20 protein-coding genes and 1 tRNA gene are annotated in these 20694 nt (G+C 63.1%); 9 read left to right on the plus strand and 12 right to left on the minus strand.

Annotation, left to right across the window (positions count from 1 at the left end):
- Positions 1–87: 87 nt before the first annotated feature.
- Both AOT96_RS28335 and cobC read right to left on the minus strand, forming a co-directional pair.
- Entirely contained in the window at positions 88–1221 is a 1134-nt protein-coding gene (locus AOT96_RS28335) for a Nif3-like dinuclear metal center hexameric protein (RefSeq protein WP_007735465.1), read from the minus strand.
- A complete protein-coding gene (cobC, locus tag AOT96_RS28340) occupies positions 1218–2252 on the minus strand; it encodes an Rv2231c family pyridoxal phosphate-dependent protein CobC (RefSeq protein WP_065352612.1) in 1035 nt (344 codons plus the stop codon). Before cobC ends, AOT96_RS28335 begins: the two co-directional genes overlap by 4 nt.
- A gap of 56 nt (positions 2253–2308) precedes the next feature.
- Between cobC and AOT96_RS28345 the strand changes: the two genes are divergently transcribed.
- The 3 genes from AOT96_RS28345 to AOT96_RS28355 are packed head-to-tail and all read left to right on the plus strand — an operon-like array spanning position 2309 to position 4469.
- Positions 2309–3004, plus strand: a complete 696-nt coding sequence (locus tag AOT96_RS28345; RefSeq protein ID WP_007735467.1) for an HAD hydrolase-like protein — start codon at positions 2309–2311, stop codon at positions 3002–3004.
- Positions 2991–3482 carry a low molecular weight protein-tyrosine-phosphatase gene (locus tag AOT96_RS28350; protein WP_007735468.1) on the plus strand — a complete coding sequence of 164 codons (492 nt, stop codon included), beginning with the start codon at positions 2991–2993 and terminating at the stop codon, positions 3480–3482. Before AOT96_RS28345 ends, AOT96_RS28350 begins: the two co-directional genes overlap by 14 nt.
- A 48-nt stretch (positions 3483–3530) precedes the next feature.
- Positions 3531–4469, plus strand: coding sequence for an SURF1 family cytochrome oxidase biogenesis protein (locus tag AOT96_RS28355; RefSeq protein WP_064113239.1), 939 nt, complete (start codon positions 3531–3533; stop codon positions 4467–4469).
- On the opposite strand, the gene AOT96_RS28360 is transcribed toward AOT96_RS28355, so the two are convergent.
- The 6 genes from AOT96_RS28360 to AOT96_RS28385 all read right to left on the minus strand — a co-directional run bounded on the left by AOT96_RS28360 (position 4410) and on the right by AOT96_RS28385 (position 7432).
- Positions 4410–5429, minus strand: a complete 1020-nt coding sequence (locus AOT96_RS28360) for a cobalamin biosynthesis protein (protein WP_065352960.1) — start codon at positions 5427–5429, stop codon at positions 4410–4412. The genes AOT96_RS28355 and AOT96_RS28360 overlap by 60 nt on opposite strands.
- A gap of 65 nt (positions 5430–5494) precedes the next feature.
- Positions 5495–5719 carry a hypothetical protein gene (locus tag AOT96_RS28365; protein WP_050656439.1) on the minus strand — a complete coding sequence of 75 codons (225 nt, stop codon included), beginning with the start codon at positions 5717–5719 and terminating at the stop codon, positions 5495–5497.
- Between the two features lie 92 nt (positions 5720–5811).
- Positions 5812–5883: transfer RNA gene (locus AOT96_RS28370), tRNA-Val, on the minus strand.
- Between the two features lie 32 nt (positions 5884–5915).
- A complete protein-coding gene (locus tag AOT96_RS28375) occupies positions 5916–6380 on the minus strand; it encodes a peroxiredoxin (RefSeq protein WP_003941619.1) in 465 nt (154 codons plus the stop codon).
- A gap of 35 nt (positions 6381–6415) precedes the next feature.
- Positions 6416–6841 carry a DUF3052 domain-containing protein gene (locus tag AOT96_RS28380; RefSeq protein WP_003941575.1) on the minus strand — a complete coding sequence of 142 codons (426 nt, stop codon included), beginning with the start codon at positions 6839–6841 and terminating at the stop codon, positions 6416–6418.
- A 177-nt stretch (positions 6842–7018) separates the two neighbouring features.
- Positions 7019–7432 (minus strand): hypothetical protein, encoded by a 414-nt coding sequence (locus tag AOT96_RS28385; RefSeq protein ID WP_230793127.1) that lies wholly within the window; start codon positions 7430–7432, stop codon positions 7019–7021.
- A 380-nt stretch (positions 7433–7812) separates the two neighbouring features.
- Between AOT96_RS28385 and aceE the strand changes: the two genes are divergently transcribed.
- The 6 genes from aceE (at position 7813) to AOT96_RS28420 (ending at position 16292) form a co-directional block, all read left to right on the plus strand.
- Positions 7813–10668 (plus strand): pyruvate dehydrogenase (acetyl-transferring), homodimeric type, encoded by a 2856-nt coding sequence (gene aceE / locus AOT96_RS28395; RefSeq protein ID WP_042445740.1) that lies wholly within the window; start codon positions 7813–7815, stop codon positions 10666–10668.
- Positions 10669–10767: 99 nt separating this feature from the next.
- On the plus strand, positions 10768–12096 hold the full coding sequence (locus AOT96_RS28400; protein ID WP_003941635.1) for a PucR family transcriptional regulator: 1329 nt from the start codon (positions 10768–10770) through the stop codon (positions 12094–12096).
- Positions 12097–12223: 127 nt separating this feature from the next.
- Entirely contained in the window at positions 12224–13132 is a 909-nt protein-coding gene (locus tag AOT96_RS28405; protein WP_007735477.1) for an ACP S-malonyltransferase, read from the plus strand.
- 84 nt (positions 13133–13216) lie between these two features.
- Positions 13217–13492, plus strand: a complete 276-nt coding sequence (gene acpM / locus AOT96_RS28410; RefSeq protein ID WP_003941649.1) for a meromycolate extension acyl carrier protein AcpM — start codon at positions 13217–13219, stop codon at positions 13490–13492.
- Positions 13493–13499: 7 nt separating this feature from the next.
- Positions 13500–14750, plus strand: coding sequence for a KasA/KasB family beta-ketoacyl-ACP synthase (locus tag AOT96_RS28415; protein ID WP_003941591.1), 1251 nt, complete (start codon positions 13500–13502; stop codon positions 14748–14750).
- Between the two features lie 108 nt (positions 14751–14858).
- Positions 14859–16292: an acyl-CoA carboxylase subunit beta gene (locus AOT96_RS28420; protein ID WP_003941597.1), complete on the plus strand. Its 1434-nt coding sequence runs from the start codon at positions 14859–14861 to the stop codon at positions 16290–16292.
- A gap of 110 nt (positions 16293–16402) precedes the next feature.
- On the opposite strand, the gene AOT96_RS28425 is transcribed toward AOT96_RS28420, so the two are convergent.
- From AOT96_RS28425 to AOT96_RS28440, 4 genes are all read right to left on the minus strand, one after another.
- Entirely contained in the window at positions 16403–16912 is a 510-nt protein-coding gene (locus AOT96_RS28425) for a DUF3145 domain-containing protein (RefSeq protein WP_042445731.1), read from the minus strand.
- 128 nt (positions 16913–17040) lie between these two features.
- A complete protein-coding gene (locus tag AOT96_RS28430; protein ID WP_065352613.1) occupies positions 17041–17880 on the minus strand; it encodes a serine hydrolase domain-containing protein in 840 nt (279 codons plus the stop codon).
- A 36-nt stretch (positions 17881–17916) separates the two neighbouring features.
- Positions 17917–19044 (minus strand): NDMA-dependent alcohol dehydrogenase, encoded by a 1128-nt coding sequence (locus tag AOT96_RS28435; protein WP_003941638.1) that lies wholly within the window; start codon positions 19042–19044, stop codon positions 17917–17919.
- Positions 19045–19350: 306 nt separating this feature from the next.
- Positions 19351–20649 (minus strand): HNH endonuclease signature motif containing protein, encoded by a 1299-nt coding sequence (locus AOT96_RS28440; protein WP_065352614.1) that lies wholly within the window; start codon positions 20647–20649, stop codon positions 19351–19353.
- Positions 20650–20694: the final 45 nt, after the last annotated feature.

Here is a 20694-nt window from a genome sequence, read left to right on the forward strand (position 1 = left end):
GTCCGATGTCGGCAGTGCTCGCGAAGGACGGCTCTCGAAGAACTGCTCTTGAATTGTTCGTGCAACCGTACCTTGCAGAGCGCTGCACTAATGCGCACTCAAACACCACGGATCGGTGCGAATTGTCGAAACCCGGCTTTCCCACTCCGGATTGTCGGCAAACGCGGCGTCGAGCACCGATTTCGCCTGTGCGCACCACGGGTATTCACTCGCCCAGTGCGCGACGTCGACCAGAGCCGGGCCACCGGCGCGTAGATGCTCGTCCGCGGGATGATGCCGCAGGTCCGCAGTGACGTAGACGTCGGCGCCCAGTGCCGCCACCACGTCGAGATACGAGTCGCCGGAACCGCCGCACACCGCCACGGTACGAACGGTCGCTTCTGGATCTCCGGCCGCGCGAACACCCCACTCGGTCGAGGGCAGTGAGCGCGCCACTCGCGCGGTGAATTCCCGCAAGGTTTCGGGGTGGTCGAGCTCACCCAACCGCCCCAGTCCGAGTGAACTGGGGAACGCTGCGAGTTCGAAGACATCGAAGGCCGGTTCCTCGTACGGATGGGAGGCACGCAATGCGCCCAGCACTGCGCTTCGCTTTCCGCGAGGGGCAATCACTTCCACACGATTCTCGCGAACCTGCTCCACAGCGCCGACGGTCCCGATCGTCGGATTCGCTCCGTCGGCGGGCAGGAACTGACCCGTACCGGTGACGGTCCAACTGCACTGGCTGTAGTCACCGATCCGCCCAGCCCCGGCCTCGAAAAGTGCATCCTGCACGGCCGATGCATTCTCCACCGGAACCATGACGACCCACTTGTCGAGCGGCTGCGTCGGCTTGGGTTCGATCGGGCGCAGCACGGTCAGGCCCAGAGCCTGCGCCAACGCGTCGGACACTCCGGGGTCGGCCGAGTCCGCATTGGTGTGCGCCGAGAACAGCGCGCACCCCGCCTTGATGAGCTTGTGAACCAACGCACCTTTGGGTGTGTGAGCACCGACGGTGTCCACCCCACGCAGCAGAAGTGGATGGTGAACGACCAGAAGGTCGGCACCGGAGGCGATGGCGTCGTCGACCACTGCCTCGGTCGGATCCACCGCGAAAACCACTCTCGTCACAGCGTCGGCCGGATCGCCGCAGACCAGGCCGACCGAGTCCCACGATTCCGCCAGGGCCGGCGGATAAGCGGATTCCAGCACGGCTATGACGTCCGCAAGGGTTGGGCCACTCACAAGATCTCCTTCATCGCTTCGATCAGTACCGCAACCTGCTCGGCTGGACGGACGGCCACGCGCAGCCGATCCGGGCCGAGTCCGGGAAAGGTGTCGCACCTGCGGACGGCGATTCCGCGGGCACGCAGGTGCTCTCGCATCGTGGCGCCGTCACGGACATCGATGAGCACGAACGGCCCCGCAGCGGGTTCGTGCACGGCAATCCCGATCTCGGTCAGTCGCCGCGACATGTCTCGGCGGTCCACGGAAATCACGTCGGCTTTGATCCTCGACTGCTCGACGGCAAACGGTTCGCAGCACGCCGTGATGGCCTCGATCTGCAGACTGCCCAATGGCCAGTGGGCTCGGCCGTGACTGAGTCGAGCCAGAAGATCGGGAGAGCCGATCGCGTATCCACACCGCAATCCGGCGAGCGCCCACGTCTTGGTCAGGCTCCGAAGGACCAGTACATCCGCCGACTCGACACCGGCGATGCTCTCCGTTTCGCCGGGGACCGCGTCGCCGAAGGCCTCGTCCACCACCAGGATCCGGCCCGGCTGACGCAATGCCAACACATCGGCCTTGGGGTGAAGCACGGACGTCGGGTTGGTCGGATTGCCCAGAACGACAAGGTCCGCGGATTCGGGTACCTGCGCGGTCCGAAGCTCGAAAGGCGGCTCCAGAATCACTTGAGTCACCGGCACACCGGCCTCTCGCAGTGCCAGTTCCGGCTCGGTGAACGACGGATGGATCAGCGCTGCCGAACGAGCGCCCAGGCGCGGCAGCATCGCGAATCCCTCGGCACCGCCCGAGAGCAACAACACCTCTTCGGGCCGGCGCCCGTGCCGCTGCGCGACCGTTTCGCGAGCCTTCAGTTCCGCTGCGGCCGACGGGTACGAACCAAGCGTCGCCAGCCCTGCGGCCAGCCGATCCCGCAACCACTTCGGCGGGCCGGAGCCTTGAACGTTGACGGCAAAATCGAGTAACCCGGGCTCCACTTCGACATCGCCGTGATGTCGCAAGCTCTCCAGGTCAACCGTTCCGGTACTCACCCGGTCAGCCTACGGTCGAGCACCGTGCGCGGACATCACCCCTGCCGTCCGGGACAATGAGTGCCGTGACGACACCACCGCTCGACCGCTTTCCCGTAGTTCTGTTCGATCTGGACGGCACCATCACCGATTCCGCTCCCGGCATTCACGGCGGCTTCCGACACGCGTTGGCAACTGTCGGCCATCCGGAGCCGACGGAAGCGATGTTGGCATCGGTGATCGGCCCGCCGATGGTCGATACCTTCAGGTCACTCGGTATGGCCCCGGCGGACGTGGATCGGGCGATCGCCGCGTACCTCGAGCGTTACGACGCGACCGGGTGGCAGGAGAACTCGGTGTACGAAGGCATGGACGTCGTCCTGGGTAAGGCTCGCGCGAGCGGCACCCGACTGGCCGTCGCCACCTCCAAGTCGGAGCGATTCGCCATTCGAATCCTCGAGCATTTCGGCCTGGCCGAGCACTTCGAGTTCATCGGCGGCGCGAGTGACGACGGAACTCGTCGGGCTAAACCCGATGTGATCGCGCATTCGCTGACCTCGCTCGGGATCACTCCCGTCCTCGCATCCGACGGCGGAACCCCCGACGTTCTCATGATCGGCGACCGTGATCACGACGTGCTCGGCGCCGCGAAGTACGGCATCCCCACCGTCGTCGTCGAATGGGGCTACGGTTCCGCCGAGGAAGCGCGGCAAGCGTTTCGCTCCGTATCGTCGGCATCCGAACTGGGAGGACTTCTCGATGGCCGCCACTGAACCACTCCACGTGACTGAACCACTCCATGTGACGTTTGTGTGCACCGGCAATATCTGCCGGTCACCGATGGCCGAAAAGATCTTGCTCGCGCATCTGGACCGTGAAGGCCTCGCCGACCGAGTCCGTGTCAGCAGTGCAGGTACCGAGGGGTTTCACACCGGTAGCGAGGCCGACGAGCGGACCAACGTCGTGCTCCGAGCGGCCGGATATCCGACGGGCCACAGTGCCGCGCAGGTCAATGCAGATCATCTCGCGGCCGATCTGGTCGTCGCCCTCGACACCGGCCATGAACGTGAGCTTGCTCATCTCGGCGTGCCCACCGAGCGTCGGCGCCTACTGCGATCGTTCGACCCCGAGGCTGACGGAGAATCGGTTCCGGACCCGTACTACGGGGATCAGGAGGACTTCGAACTGGTGCGAGACCAGATCGAAGCAGCCATTCCCGACATACTCGACTGGATCCGCGAGCGGGCCTGAACCCGGAGCAAAATTCACTCCCGTTCGGGCAACGGATACCGTGGACGTGTGCGAAGACTGAAATTCCTGTTGCGGCCCGGTTGGTTGGTACTGGCAGCTGTGGTCGGGCTCTTCGCCTACCTGTGCTTCACCGTGCTCGCCCCATGGCAACTCGGCAAGAACACAAAGACCGAGCACCGCAATGATCTGATCTCGAACTCGATCAACGCGGAGACCGTGCCGATCGGTGACGTCATCGCCGATTCGACGATCGCACCGGACGACGAATGGCGAAACATCACCGCGGCAGGCACCTATCTGCCCGACGCCGACATCCTCGTTCGACTGCAGTCCATCGAGGGCGCACCGTCGTACGAGATCCTGACGCCTTTCCTTCTCGACGACGGCCGCACGATCCTCGTCAATCGCGGATACGTTCGGCCGATCAACGGCGCCGAGGCACCGCCCATCGCCGCGCCGCCGACCGATCCGGTCACTCTCAACGGTCGCGTGCGTCTGTCGGAAGGCACCGCGCCCGGCCGAGTTCCGATGTTCGAGGACGGCGCGAAACAGGTCTACTCGATCGACGCACAACCTATCGGCGAGTTCATCGGAACGGACCTGATCGACGCGTACATCCAACTCGAACCCGACCAGCCCGGCGGCCTGGGGACGATCCCTCTCCCCCAACTCGATGCAGGCCCCTATCTCTCGTACGGGTTCCAATGGCTGGCGTTCGGCATCATGGCGCCGCTCGGACTGGCCTACTTCATTCGCGCGGAGTGGCGCGAACGTCGCAAGGAGAAGGCAGCTCAAGCAGCTGTCGACGGCTTCGCAGCGGACGACGCCGCTACCGAGACGACCCCGGAAGCGCCGGTGTCCGCGCCTGCCTCACACCCCGCCGAACCGGCTCGTACCTTCAGCCGTCGCAAGAAGCCGGAGCCGGAATCAGTGCCGCTGACGGCGCAGGAAGCCAAACTTGCCGATCGATACGGCAATACCCGCTGAAATACCCGCTGACACCACAACTGCACTGATCTGCACCGCCGACGAAAGCCTCGCCGCGCGGCGCAGATCGTTCGGCGTCGGCACAGGCCCGCGGCCGAGGACGGGACGCATCTCCACCCCGTGCGCGTACTCGGTCCGACCACCCAACGAAATGCCCAACGCCCCTGCCGCCGACGCTTCCGCGACGCCCGCATTGGGGCTTGGATGAGCCGCTGCGTCGCGTTTCCACGCTGCCAGTGATTCCTGAACCGAGCCGCCCACCACCGGTGCACACGCAGCCGTCAGCGCACCGGTCAGCCGAGCGGGGACGATGTTGACCAGGTCGTCGAACCTCGCCGCAGCCCACCCGAATCTGAGGTATTTCTCGGAGCGGTAGCCGATCATCGCGTCGAGTGTGTTGGCAGCGCGGTAGACGAACAGACCCGGCACGCCCGCAATTGCACCCCAGAACATTGCACCGACGCTTGCATCCGAGGTGTTTTCGGCGACCGACTCCAGCGCTGCACGCGTGAGGCCCTCCTCGCCCAGCACCGATGGATCGCGTCCACAGAGTGAAGGAAGTAGCTCACGCGCTTTCGTCAGGTCGCGATCGACCTGTGACGCCTCCAATCGAGCGGCCATGTCGATGCCGGTGCGTGCAAGCGACGTCCCGCCGAGCACAGCCCAGGTAGCCATCGCTGTCGTACCCGTGACGGCCACCCAACCGGCCCGGCGCGACGCTGTTTCGGCTGCGAGCCCAAGTCCTGCGGTGCCGGCCAAGAGCACGGCGACATGAAGTGTTCCGGCCGCGCGCGAGTCCCGGTAGGACATCTTCTGCAGCGCGATGGCCGCGGTTCCGAAGCCGGCAACCGGATGGAACCGCCCCGGATCGGCGAAGACCCGATCCGCGACGAAGCCGAGGAGAAGCCCGGCAGCTCGCGCATTGAATCGAGACTGGGACGAACGAACCGAAATCTGCACGAGCGTAGTTGTAGCAGCGACGCTCGTTCTCTGGCCAACCGTCACGTGTCTGCACGAGCCGATCTCTACCCGTCCCAGTCGATCGTCAGGTAGATCAAGCGGTGCATTCGGTTGATTTCCCAGACACGGGCAATCCCGGTCGCGAGTGCGTCGCTCTGGGAACGAACCCGGATCGTCTGCCCCGCGAACAACGCAACACTGAGACTGGGCATCTCGGCGATGTGTATGTGCGGACGGGTGGGATGCACGCGCGTCGGGTCGACGGCTACTTCGATCACAGAACTGGACATGCGTCCAGAATGGCGTATTGCGGACAATTCGTTGCCGAAAACGAAAAACCCCGATCTGCATCGACATGCAGATCGGGGTTTGAATTCTTCGGTGGGCGCGGAGGGTTTCGAACCCCCGACCGCTGGTGTGTAAAACCAGAGCTCTACCACTGAGCTACACGCCCGAACTCCCGGTGAGACCCTCACCGGGAGTGCTCTAAGACTCTAGCGCGGCAAGCGCATTTGCCCAAAGTCCGTGGTCACGGGCTTCTCCGGGACCGTTCATCTCGGCAAAACGAATGATTCCGTCTTTGTCGATGACAAAGGTGCCACGATTCGCGAAGCCCAACTTGTCGTTGAACACCTCGTACTTCTGAGCGACCTCACCGTGCGGCCAGAAGTCCGACAGCAAGGGAAATGTGTATCCCTGCTCGGCCGACCAGATCTTGTGAGTCGGCGAAGCACCGACAGAAATCGCGAGAATGGCGGTGTCGTCGTTCTCGAACTTCGGAAGCTCGTCACGGACCTTGCAGAGTTCCCCCTGACAAGTCCCGGTGAAGGCCAACGGATAGAAGACCAGCAGAACGTTCTTCTTACCGCGGAAATCTGCGAGCGAAACTTCCTGGTTGTTCTGGTCCTTCAAGGTGAAATCCGGTGCCTGGGCACCAACTTCGAGAGGCATGTGCGATTCCTTGGGAAAGTGCGGAAAGGACCGGGTCAGCGCTTGTTGGCCGGACGAGCCTTCGGCTGAACCAGTCGACTTCCCGACCAGTCACCAAGGTTGGCTGCCGATGTCTGCGTCAGGCCGGCAGTCGGCGCCGATTCGGCGATCTCGCTGGGCTCGACGTGTCCGTCGAGACCGGTCTTGGGAGTGAGAACCCACACGAAGCCTTCGTCGGCGAGGGGCCCGATGGCATCCATGAGGGCGTCCACCAGGTCACCGTCCTCGTCGCGCCACCACAGCAGCACGACGTCGATGACCTCGTCGGAATCCTCGTCGAGCATTTCCCCGCCGATGGTTTCCTCAACCGCGGCACGAATGCCGTCGTCGGTATCCTCATCCCAGCCCAGTTCCTGCACCACCATGTCAGTGGTAATCCCGAGTTTCTGAGCGTAGTTCTGGGCATCCGCCGCGGCGACCACGGTGGGGTCCTCCTTTTGTTGATGGTGTGTGGCGACCCCGCACACCTACCGTTTGACGATCAATTAGGGAAAGCGAACATGGTCTGAGGCGTTAGCGCAAGCCGACCACGCCGAAAACTTTCACCAAAGATCGTCTTCTGACACACGGCGAACCTTACGCCTGCGGATTACCGCAGGTCACAGGGATCCACATTCATCGAAGATCGACTTGCGAATCGAATTGCTCGCATCGCTGATCGAATTGATTTCATCCGCCGAATGATCACTCTCGATCACGACAGCAGATGAACGTAGGTTCGCGGCCAATTCGGCGAACAGTCCGGAAAGTTGCGCCGGAAGTTCACTCGCGACCGAGTCGAACCACGAGGCGGTGTCCCTGGCCGACGAAGCAGCGGCGCTTGCTTCGGCTCTCAGGTCCGTCTCACCATGATTTCCGGCGTCGACGTAGGCATTGAACGCAACCACGTCGTTTTTCGATCGAGAGACCGCTTCCTCACAGATCGCGAACGCTGCCTCTGCCGCATCTGCCGCCGCTTTCGACGAGGACGCGGCGGCCATCGAAATACTCACCTCGGATTGGTATGCAGCCACGTGCGCTTCATTGGGTACTGCCGATCCGGTCACCGCCGCCGAACATCCCACGATCACCGACAGTCCCACTGCGATCGATCCGACCGAGACCCACGCCCCGACCCTGCCGTAATTGATTTCTTTGTTTATTTTTTCCCACCCCTTCATACGTTCCGATCGATCCCCCAAGCCTGTGACTACGGGGAACCATCACACCCCTGCGTCACGCCGAAAAACGCTACCCGAGAGTAACCAGAGGCGAGGTGTGCCGGACCGACCGGGATGGTGAAAGATGAGGTACGCGCCATATTCACGATGGAAGTGCGTCGGACCTAACAAGGCCTCGATCACCTATGTAAGGACGCCCCACCACGCGTCCCCAAACCAATGAGGAGCACACGTTGTCTGACCTGATCCAGGGTCCCGCGTCCGGGCAGAACGCCGATTCCGGCGCCGCCGGCGAGTCGGGTTCGCCCGCGTCGAATACGCCGGGGGGAACCGACGGTCGCGTTCGCGTCATTCGCGAAGGTGTTGCGTCGTACCTGCCGGACATCGATCCGGACGAGACCACCGAATGGCTCGAATCATTCGACGGACTTCTGGATCGATCCGGACCCACGCGTGCCCGCTACCTCATGCTCCGCATGCTCGAACGCGCCGGCGAGAAGCACGTCGCACTCCCCGCGCTCACTTCGACCGACTACGTCAACACGATTCCGACCGAAAACGAGCCGTGGTTCCCCGGCGACGAAGAGGTCGAGCGCCGCTATCGCGCCTGGATCCGTTGGAACGCCGCGATCATGGTCCACCGCGCTCAGCGACCGGGCGTCGGCGTCGGCGGTCACATCTCGACCTATGCATCCTCGGCAGCGTTGTACGAGGTCGGCTTCAACCACTTCTTCCGCGGCAAGGACCATCCCGGCGGCGGCGACCACATCTTCATCCAGGGTCACGCCTCCCCCGGCATCTACGCGCGCGCCTTCCTCGAGGGCCGGATCCCCGCGGAACAGCTCGACGGATTCCGCCAGGAGAAGTCCCACGCCGACTTCGGCGGCGCACTGCCGTCCTACCCGCACCCACGGCTGCTTCCCGACTTCTGGGAGTTCCCGACGGTCTCGATGGGCCTCGGCCCGATGAACGCCATCTACCAGGCCCGGTTCAACCACTACCTCAACGACCGCGGCATCAAGGACACCACCGATCAGCACGTGTGGGCGTTCCTCGGCGACGGCGAAATGGACGAGCCCGAGTCACGCGGCCTCGCTCACGTCGCGGCAACCGAAGGCCTCGACAACCTCACGTTCGTCGTGAACTGCAACCTCCAACGCCTCGACGGCCCGGTCCGCGGCAACGGAAAGATCATCCAGGAACTGGAATCGTTCTTCCGCGGTGCCGGCTGGAACGTCATCAAGGTCGTCTGGGGTCGCGAGTGGGATGCGCTGCTGCACGCCGATCGCGACGGCGCACTGGTCAACCTCATGAACGTGACGCCGGACGGTGACTACCAGACGTACAAGGCCAACGACGGCGCGTTCGTACGCGATCACTTCTTCGGACGTGACCCCCGCACCAAGGAACTGGTCAAGGACCTCACAGACCAGGAAATCTGGAACCTCAAGCGCGGTGGCCACGACTACCGCAAGGTCCACGCCGCCTACGCAGCGGCCATGGCACACAAGGGCCAGCCGACGGTCATCCTGGCGCACACCATCAAGGGCTACACCCTCGGTAAGCACTTCGAGGGCCGCAACGCCACACACCAGATGAAGAAGCTGACGCTGGACGATCTCAAGGCGTTCCGCGACATGCAGCACATCCCGATCTCGGACGCCGAGCTCGAGAAGGATCCGTACCTGCCTCCGTACTACCACCCGGGCGCGGACGCTCCCGAGATCAAGTACATGCTCGACCGTCGTAAAGCACTCGGCGGGTTCCTGCCTTCCCGCAACACCGATGCGGCGCCGCTCAAGCTCCCCGAGGACAAGACGTACGACGTCATCCGCAAGGGTTCGGGCAAGCAGGAAGTCGCCACCACCATGGCGATCGTGCGCATCCTCAAGGAACTGTTGCGCGACAAGGAAATCGGCAAGCGCATCGTGCCGATCATCCCGGACGAGGCTCGCACGTTCGGTATGGACTCGTGGTTCCCGTCGCTGAAGATCTACAACCGCAACGGGCAGCTCTACACCTCCGTCGACGCCGAACTCATGCTCGCCTACAAGGAGAGCCCGATCGGCCAGATCCTGCACGAGGGCATCAACGAGGCCGGCTCGACGGCATCGTTCACCGCAGTCGGCACGTCGTACGCCACCCACGGTGAACCGATGATTCCGCTGTACATCTTCTACTCGATGTTCGGTTTCCAGCGCACCGGCGACGGCCTGTGGGCGGCTGCCGACCAGATGGCTCGGGGATTCGTTCTCGGCGCCACCGCCGGTCGTACAACTCTGACCGGTGAAGGTCTCCAGCACGCCGACGGACACTCGCTGCTCCTGGCATCCACCAACCCCGCAGCTGTCACGTACGACGCCGCGTTCTCGTACGAGTTGGCGCACATCGTCAAGGACGGCTTGCGCCGCATGTACGGCGGCACCGAGGGCGTCGACGGTTTCGGTGGCGAGAACATCTTCTACTACCTGACCATCTACAACGAGCCGTACGTTCAGCCGGCCGAGCCCGAAGGTCTCGACGTCGAGGGCTTGCTCAAGGGCATCTACCTCTACAAGACGTCCGAAGCATCGGGCCCGAAGGCACAGATCCTCGTCTCCGGTGTCGCGATGCCCGAGGGGCTGCGCGCGCAGAAGCTGCTCGCCGACGAATGGGGCGTCTCGGCCGACGTCTGGTCGGTCACCTCCTGGGGTGAGCTGCGCCGCGAAGGCGTCGAATGCGAACGTCAGGCGCTGCTCAATCCGTCCGAGGATGCTCCGGTTCCCTTCGTCACCACGGCGTTGTCGTCGGCCCAAGGCCCCGTCGTCGCGGCTTCGGACTGGATGCGGGCGGTCTCGGACCAGATCCGTCAGTGGGTTCCCGGCGACTACACCACGCTCGGCACGGACGGGTTCGGGTTCTCCGACACCCGCACCGCTGCGCGTCGCTACTTCAACGTCGATGCCGAATCCATCGTCGTTGCCGTGCTGATCGGTTTGGCGAAGGAAGGATCGATCGAGCGGTCGAAGGCCGTCGAAGCAGCGAGCCGATACCGCATCGACGACGTGAATGCTGCTCCCGAGCAGACCGGGGACACCGGTAGCGCCTAAGTCGTAGGGCAACAGTCCCAGCGATCGAAAACAGACCTACGCCCATCGCCGCGGGTGTCATCTCGACATCCGCTGCGGCGATGGGCGTAGGTTTTTCTCATGCCCGAACCTGATCCCGAGAAACCCGAAGAGGGCGTACGCCGCACTCGACCACAGTCGTCCGGGTTGCAGGCTGTACTCGCCCGCCGTCGTCAGGTTCGCGATCCACTTCCAGAAGCCTTGCTCCGCCGCGTCAAACAGTTCTCCGGCCGGCTCTCCACCGAGGCCGTGACCGTGATGGAGGAGCAGCTTCCGTTCTTCGACAGTCTCGACGCTTCGCAACGCGCCGACGTTCAACTGTTGGTGCAGACGTCGGTGGTGAATTTCCTGGAATGGCTGCGGCAACTCGACTCGGAGATCAGCTTCGGATACGAGTCGTTTCCGGTCATCCCTCAGGATCTTGCTCGACAGCTCACGCTGCGCCAGACCGTCGACATGGTCCGGGTGGCGATGGAGTTCTTCGAGAAATGGCTGCCGGCTCTCGCCCGCAACGATCAGCAGCTGATCGCGCTGACAGAAGCCGTCCTGCGCTACGGGCGTGAACTCGGTTTCGCAGCAGCGACGGTGTACGCAAGCGCTGCCGAGTCGCGGGGTGCCCTGGACACGCGACTGGAAGCGCTCGTCGTCGACGCCGTCGTGCAGGGAGACACCGGCTCGGACATGCTCTCTCGCGCCGCCACCTTGAACTGGGATGCCACGGCTCCGGCCACCGTCATCGTCGGGTCTCCCCCGCCGGACGAGCGGGTCTCGGTTGCCGGCACCGTCCACGCGACTGCCGCCGCGCACGGGCGCGCTGTTCTCGCCGTGGTGCAGGGTCCGCGACTGGTGATGATCGTCAGCGGCGAGCTGAGCAGTAAGACGGAAGGCAGCCAATTCCTTCAAGACCTGCTCATGAGTTTCGCCGACGAGCCGGTGGTGATCGGCCCGACGACACCCTCGTTGAGCGCAGCGCACTTCAGTGCGTCCGAAGCTCTGGCGGGAATCAAGGCTGTTGCCGGGTGGCGCGGCGCACCTCGTCCCGTTTTCGCGACTGAACTGCTCCCGGAACGGGCACTACTGGGAGACGCCGCTGCCGTGAAGGCTCTTCGCGATTTCCTCGTCGCACCTTTAGCTGAATCCGGCACAGTCTTGACCGATACTTTAGACAGTTATCTCGACTGTGGAGGTGCGGTTGAGACTTGTGCACGTCTTCTGTTTGTTCATCCAAATACCGTTCGGTACCGCTTGAAGCGAATCGCCGAAGTTACCGGCCGGGATCCAACGAATCCACGCGACGCGTATGTACTACGGATCGCCGCTACCGTGGGCCGATTGACACAAATCGATCTCAAATCGAACAATTCGGTTACTTCAGTCACATCTTTAACATCCGGACAAACAAACCTGTAACCCCTGAGCGTCCAATTTCGATGGCCGAGCGCGACGTGGGATTTTGTGGGAACCCTACAAAACACTTCGCCAGAGTTCATCGCGACCGACATCTCGCAGGTCGCTCGCGGCGGTGTTCTCTTAATAAGTGATTTCGTTGCTCGCCCCGGGACAGGGCTCTCAGACACCCGGCATGCTCAGCCCCTGGCTGGCACTGCCCGGAGCACAAGACCGCCTCGAAGTGTGGTCGAAGGCAGCCGGCCTGGACCTCGTCCGACTCGGCACGACCGCGACCGCCGAAGAAATCACCGACACCTCGGTAACCCAGCCCCTCGTCGTTGCCGCTGCTCTGCTGGCATACGAGGAAATCGAATCACGTGGGCTCCTCGGCGCCGACGTCATCGCTGCCGGCCATTCGGTGGGTGAGCTTGCCGCTGCTGCGGTCGCCGGTGTTATCTCTGCTGACGACGCGGTCGCGCTTGCCGCCCTCCGTGGCGCCGAGATGGCCAAGGCTTGTGCGCTCGAGCCCACGGGCATGTCAGCCGTTCTCGGTGGAGACGAAGCCGAAGTGCTCGCACGAATCGAAGAACTCGGGCTGGAAGCAGCCAACCGCAATGCGGCCGGCCAGATCGTGGCGGCCGGACTGCTCACCGCGCTCGAAGAACTCGCAGCAAACGCACCCGAAAAGGCCCGAGTCCGCGCACTACCCGTCGCCGGAGCTTTCCACACCCGCTTCATGGCGCCTGCGCAGGACGCCGTCGCAGCTGCTGCCGCCAAGATCACCCCTTCCGATCCGACGCGCACGCTGCTTTCCAACTCGGATGGCACACCCGTCTCCTCGGGCGCCGACGCCCTCACCAAGCTTGCCGCGCAGGTAACCCGCCCCGTTCGTTGGGACCTCTGCTCCGCGTCGTTGCGGACAGCAGAAGTCAGCGCGATCGTGGAACTCCCGCCGGCCGGAACCCTCGTCGGAATTGCCAAGCGTGAAATGCGTGGCACACCGACGGTGGCCCTCAAGAACCCGGAGGATATCTCCGCACTGTCCGAGCTGACCTAGCTCGGACGCCCACCCGGCCGATCAGCCCGAACGGCGGCCGGACGTTTCACCCCACCTCAATCGATCAAGAAGGGAGCCACACCAGTGGCCCACACTCAGGAAGAAATCATCGCGGAACTCGGCCAGATCGTGGAGGAGGTCACCGGTATCGAGCCTTCCGAGGTCACCGTCGACAAGTCCTTCGTGGACGACCTCGATATCGACTCCCTGTCCATGGTCGAGATCGCCGTTCAGACCGAAGACAAGTACGGCGTGAAGGTCCCCGACGAGGATCTTGCAGGTCTGCGCACCGTCGGCGACATCGTCGCGTACATCCAGAAGCTCGAAGCCGAAGGCGCCGAAGCCAAGAACGCAGAGTGAGCCGACCGTGACTTCCGCTTCTACCCGCAAAGGGAAATTCCCCGACATCGTCGTCACGAGCCTCGCGACGTCGACCTCGGTGGCTGGTGATGTGGATGGCACGTGGAAGGCGCTACTCGCCGGCGAAAGCGGCATCGGAATCCTCGATGACCCGTTCATCGACGAGTTCGACCTTCCCATTCGCATCGGCGGGCACCTGAAGGTTTCACCGGACGAGGGCTTGTCCCGCGTCGAAATTCGACGGATGAGCTGGGTGGAACGCCTTGCCCTCACGTTGAGTCGCACGGTCTGGAGCAACGCCGGCAGCCCTGAAGTCGATCAGGACCGCCTGGCCGTTGTCATCGGCACCGGACTCGGCGGCGGCGACACGCTCATCGACGCCGTCGACAAGCTCCGTGGCGGCGGATACCGCAAGGTGTCCCCGTTCTCGGTGCAGATGGTCATGCCCAACGGACCGGCCGCAACGGTCGGACTCGAACTCGGGGCCCGCGGTGGCGTCATCACTCCGGTGTCGGCATGTTCATCAGGTTCCGAGGCAATTGCTCACGCTCACCGCATGCTTGTCATGGGTGACGCGGACATGGTTGTGGCTGGTGGAGTCGAGAGCTTCATCGACGCCGTTCCGATCGCGAGCTTCGCCATGATGCGTGCGATGAGCACCAACAACGACAATCCGGCCGCAGCTTCACGTCCTTTTGACAAGGACCGCGACGGATTTGTCTTCGGCGAAGCCGGCGCCTTGATGATCCTCGAAACCGAGGAGCACGCAAAGGCACGCGGGGCAACGATTCACGCCCGCCTGCTTGGTTCCGGAATCACTTCGGACGGGTACCACATCGTGGCACCGCATCCGGAAGGCCTGGGCGCGGCGCGAGCCATGACCCGAGCAATCGAGATGGCCGGACTGACGAAGTCCGACATCAAGCACATCAACGCCCATGCCACTGCGACGCCGATCGGTGACATCGCAGAGGCAAAGGCAATCAACGCAGCGGTCGGCAATCACGCTGCGGTGTACGGCCCGAAATCCGCGCTGGGACACTCGATCGGCGCTGTCGGCGCCCTCGAATCAGTCCTCACGGTTCTGGCAGTGCGTGACGGGATCATCCCGCCCACGCTCAATGTTGACAGCCAGGATCCAGAAATCGATCTCGATGTCGTCAAGGGTGAACCCCGAACCGGCTCTTTCGATTTCGCACTGAACAACTCGTTCGGTTTCGGTGGGCACAATGTCGCGCTCGCCTTCGGTCGGGCCTAGCCCGAACCGCGGTTTGCACCTGTCCGCGGGTGTCGTTGCAACACAACGTCACCCGCGGACAACACCGACCTTTCGTTCCACCCAAGGCTCGTACTGAAGGAGGACGCGATGACCATCCTGGCCCCCGTGACAAAGTCCGAATCATCGACAGACCCGCGCGATCCTCTTGCGCGCCTGGAAAATCTGTTCGACCCCGGCACAACAGTGCCGCTCCACGCCCGTGACAAGTCCGGTGTGCTCGCTGCGTCCGGAAACATCGACGGCGTCCGCACCATCGCATACTGCTCCGACGCCACTGTCATGGGTGGCGCCATGGGCGTCGACGGTTGCAAACACCTCGTCAAAGCCATCGATACCGCTATCGAGGAAGAGTCCCCCATCGTGGGCCTCTGGCACTCCGGTGGCGCGCGTCTGGCTGAAGGCGTCGAGGCGCTCCACGCCGTCGGACTGGTCTTCGAGGCCATGGTCCGCGCGTCGGGTCTCATACCTCAAATTTCCGTCGTGCTCGGCTTTGCCGCTGGCGGAGCCGCGTATGGTCCAGCCCTCACCGATGTCGTGATCATGGCGCCGGAAGGCCGAGTGTTCGTCACCGGGCCAGACGTAGTTCGTAGTGTCACCGGCGAACAGGTCGACATGGTGTCACTCGGCGGTCCGGACACACACACCAAGAAGTCGGGTGTCGCGCACATCGCCGCACACGACGAGGCCGACGCATTGCACCGCGCGCGCCGCCTGGTCTCGATGATGTGCGAGCAGGGCGAATTCGATCAGCGGGCAGCGGAACTCGGCGACAGCGATCTGCGCGCCATGATGCCCGCCTCCGCGAAACGCGCGTACGACGTTCGTCCGATCGTTCACGAAATGCTCGACAACGTCGAAGGCGAGTCGAGTTTCGAAGAACTGCAAGGCAATTACGCTCGGAGCATCGTCACCGGTTTCGGCCGGATGGCCGGACGCACCGTTGGCGTCATTGCGAACAACCCACTGCGACTCGGGGGGTGCCTGAACTCCGAAAGTGCAGAGAAGGCCGCTCGATTCGTGCGACTGTGCAACGCATTTGGCGTGCCGCTCGTGGTCGTCGTCGATGTTCCCGGGTATTTGCCGGGCGTCTCGATGGAGTGGGAAGGCGTTGTCCGACGCGGAGCGAAGTTACTTCACGCCTTCGCCGAGGCAACGGTCCCCCGCGTCACCGTCGTCACTCGAAAGATCTACGGCGGCGCCTACATCGCGATGAACTCGCGAGCACTGGGAGCCACGGCCGTATTCGCTTGGCCCAACTCCGAAGTAGCCGTGATGGGTGCGAAGGCTGCTGTCGGCATCCTGCACAAGCGGGCCCTCGCAGCTGCACCGGACGACGAGCGTGAAGCATTGCACGACCGACTCGCTGCCGAGCACGAGGCAATCGCGGGCGGCGTCGACCGCGCGGTCGAAATCGGCGTCGTCGACGAGGAAATCGACCCGGCGAAGACTCGCAGCATCGTGACCGCTGCCCTCGCGTCTGCACCATCTGTCCGCGCGCGGCACAAGAACATTCCGCTCTGACAACCCTGGACAGCAAGGTGGGCCTCGCCGATACGGCGGGGCCCACCTTTGTCATTCAAGTCTTTGTCGTTCAAGCCGCGAGAGCACTCCGGGTTCAGGATGGACCTCGGTCAGCTGACACGCCTTCGCAGCCATGTCACTTCGGCACCTTCGCCTGAACTCCGGAAGGGTTCGAGTTCCTCGTCCCACGGTGTACCTATCGCCCGATCGATTTCCGCGGCGATGTCTCCACCGGAATTCATGATGGACCGCAGTTTCATCTCCCCTACGACGACATCACCGTTCGCACTGGTGGATCCGCGCCACAGGCCCAGACCGGGCACATGGCTGTACCGTTCGCCGTCGACGCCATGACTCGGGTCCTCGGTGACCTCGAACCGCAACATCGGCCACGCGCGTAGCGAGTCGACCAGGCGGGCACAGGTTCCGACGGGACCCGTCCAGTCCGTCGTCGCACGCAGAAGCCCGTCGTAGGCAGGCTGTGAGGTCCATCTGAGCTTGGCAGGGCTGTCCAACGTGGCGGACAGAGCCCAATCCACGTGCGGGCACAGCGCCGCGGGCGACGAGTGGATGTAAACCACACCAGTCGTCACGTCCGCGAATTGATTCATTTCGCGCACTCGAGCCTCCTGCTTCGACGAGGGACGTCTTCCCCAACGACCTCTGTCGAGTTCGTGCAGCACGCTCGATTGAACAGTGTGCCTTGTGTTACCCGTGTTGCGCCAGTGGAAGGAGAGAAATTTGTGCTCTACCGCGAAACTTCACCGACCACGCCATCCGACAATTCGGTCCACAAAGGCTTGGCCCAATCACCGAAATCGCGATCGGTAAGCACGACGCACGCAGTACCGATCGTGGGATCGACCCACAGAAACGTCCCGGACTGGCCGAAATGACCGAAGGTAGCGGCCGAGTTCTCGAGACCCGTCCAATGCGGACGCTTGTCGCCCCGAATTTCGAATCCGAGGCCCCAGTCGTTGGGGCGCTGAGAGCCATAGCCCGGAAGAATTCCGTTGAGCCCCGGGAACTGCACAGTTGTCGCCTCTGCGAACGTCTGCGCCGAGACCAGAGTCGGCGAGAGCAGTTCAGCCGCGAACTTGGCCAAGTCGTCTGCCGATGCCTGCGCACCGTGACCGGCCGGACCGACAAGAGCCGCGCTGGTCATCGCCAATGGCGCGAACACCGCCTCGGCCAGATAGTCGGCAAATTCGATCTCGGTCTCCCGGGAAACCAACTCGGCAAGCACCTCGAACCCCGCACTCGAGTAGATCCGCTTCGACGCCACCGGAGCCTGAACAACACGTTCGGCGAATGCCAATCCCGAAGCATGTGCGAGGAGATGACGAACGGTCGACCCCTCAGGCCCGGCCGGCCCATCCAACTCGACCGCCCCCTCCTCCACTGCCACGAGAATCGCGTAGGCGCACAACAGTTTTGTCACCGAAGCCAGGGGGAAAACATGCGCCTGGTCGCCACTGAAACCACGAATGCGGTCGCCCTCACCGGGATTCTTTCCGGAGAGGACGACCGCTGCCGCATTGTCGACCGGCCACTGCTGGATTACGTCGAGACTGTGAGTACTGGGCACCCGATCAGACTACTGGCACAAGGGTTGCGCTTCCGATCACCAGTCAGCTTCGGTGTAGCGGATGACGCCGCGGATGTTCTTGCCATCCAACATGTCCTGGTAGCCGTCGTTCACGCCTTCGAGCGTGTAGGTCCGAGTGACCATGTCGTCGAGGTTCAGCTTGCCTGCCTTGTACATCGCGAGGAGGTTCGGCACGTCCTGGCGAGCGTTGCCACCGCCGAAAATGTTGCCCTGAAGGTCCTTCTGAAGCATCGCCATCAGGAACAGGTTCAGCTTCACATCCATGTCCGTCAGGTGCCCCATTGCGGTGACGACACAACGGCCGGCCTTTGCCGTCAGAATCATCGCTTCTTCGACGTACTCACCCTTCATTTCGCCGACGGTGATGATCGTCTTCTGCGCCATGCGGCCATACGTAGCGTCGATGATCGGCTGAATGGCAGCGGCAGCGCTTTCGAAAGCGTGCGTTGCGCCGAACTTCAGAGCCTGCTCACGCTTCCACGGCACGGGGTCGATGGCAAAGATGTACCGGGCGCCCGATGCAACTGCACCCTGTAGCGCACTGATACCGACGCCGCCGACACCCATGATCACAACGTCTTCGCCGGGCTTCACATCGGCGATGTGGGTTGCCGATCCCCAACCGGTCGGGACGCCGCAACCGACGAGTGCGGCAACCTCGAACGGAATATCCTTGTCGATCTTCACCACTGACGACTGGTTCACGACCATGTAGGGCGAGAACGTCCCTAGCAGGCACATCGGGATCACGTTTTCGCCGCGAGCCTGGATTCGGTAGGTACCGTCACTGATGGCCTGGCCGCTGAGGAGGCCCATCCCGAGGTCACACAGGTTCTGATGGCCGGCCGAGCACGCCGGACAGGTTCCACAAGCCGGAATGAAGGACAGAACGACGTGGTCGCCGACCTCCAGACCCTTGACCTCCGGGCCGAGCTTGGTGATGACGCCCGAACCCTCGTGCCCACCCATGACGGGGAACGACGGCATCGGGGTCGCGCCGGTGACGATGTGGTGATCGGAGTGGCACATTCCGGCCGCTTCCATGCGAATCTGAACTTCGCCGGCTACCGGCTCACCGATCTCGATCTCCTCGACGGACCACTTTTCATTGAGGCCCCACAGGATTGCACCCTTGGTCTTCACGTCACTTCACCCTTTCATTCGCACACCCGCATCTATCTCTGTGACCATAGCCACAAATCTGCGAAATTGGAACGTGTTCTAACGAAAGATTTTGCACTGCAGGTCAGACGTCCAAATGACCTGGCACAACCGGCGCGGCAACAACGGAATAATGACCCACTGAGTGGGACAGGCCACACGGGCACCCGAAAGTAGAGCCGCCCCGAAAGCACGCAACCATTCGACTCCACCCCACCAATCGGTCGGACACAGAGCAGCGGGTCTGAAACAGACCTGGGCATGTTCTGGTGCATCTGAGGTTCGTCCTCAGGTTTTGAAGGTGGTGTTCGCCGGCCGCGGTTGCTGACCCGGGTCGATCGAGGGTGGCGGGATGAACCACGGTTTGTTGTCGACACCGATGCGGATCACCCATTTCCCGACGAACCCGGATTTGCGGTGCATCAACCGATGATGTGAACGGCACAGCAGGACCAGGTTGTTCATCACCGTCGGGCCACCGTTCGCCCAGTGCCGGATATGGTGCGCATCGGTCCACGCCGGTACACATGTGCAACCCGGGAACGCACAGCCTCTGTCTCGGGCAATCAACGCCACTCGCTGTTCGGCGGTGACCAACCTCTTCCCTGGTTTCGCATCGAGCGGCGCGCCGTGATCGTCGAGCAGGACCGTGGAGAGGAAACAATCACACCCGAGAAGCCTGCTCTGCGACACCGACAGCGGTCCCAGCCAGGGCATATGCCCGACATCAAGATCAGACGGAGACTCTTCACCATCGGAGGGCGCGGCGGCGCAGTCCCGATGCTCGGCCAGATCGCGGGCGTTGATGTGCACGTTCACGTGCGGGCGTTGACCGCCGTCGGTTCCGGTTTTGGCGCAATCCAGATAGCGCCGGATCAGTTCGGTGAACCCGTCCGCGGTTCGTTTTGCAGCCGACCGGGCGTCGGGGGTTCCGTCCGGTGCCGGGGTCGGCATCGTCAGATTCGACAACGCCGACAACAACATTTCACCGGTCAGGGCGTCGAAATCCCCACGCACCACCACCCGACCGTTCAACGTCGACGCGATCCGCAACTCATTGAGATCGACATCCTCGGCGGGCGGAATCTCATCCGATTCGAACAACCGCTCCAAGGTCGCGATCACGTTCCGCACCTTCGTCGTCGTCGCCTCCACACCCGACGCAGCAGCCAACAACAAATCGATGCACTTCGGGAGCGCCTCCTCCGGCATCCCCTTCGGCGGTGACTCACAGAACGCCACGATCAACACGGCATGATCGAACGAGCAACCCCCGCAATCGAACCGAGCAGCCACCGCCGGAAGCGGCCGCAAAGCTGCACCCAGGGCGGCGATCTTCTTCCCGTCCCGGACCTGCAGCATCGTGTTAGCCGCCAACCACGCACCCACCCCGCGACTGGCAATCACCTGATCATCCGGCCGCAACGAGAGTTCGTCGACCACAGCCACTCGAACGGCTTCCAGGCGCAGAATCTCCGCACTCGCCTCGACAGCAGCAGCACGCAACTCGGCAGCAGTCAACTGCCACAACCGTCCGCGCAACCCCACCGCAGAACCCGACACCACATCCGACAACAAGACACTCATTGACCCCCCGATCCCCTCCCCAAACAATACTCGAACACCCGTTCG

The organism is Rhodococcus sp. 008 (genome assembly GCF_001682295.1).
GTDB lineage: Bacteria > Actinomycetota > Actinomycetes > Mycobacteriales > Mycobacteriaceae > Rhodococcus_F > Rhodococcus_F qingshengii.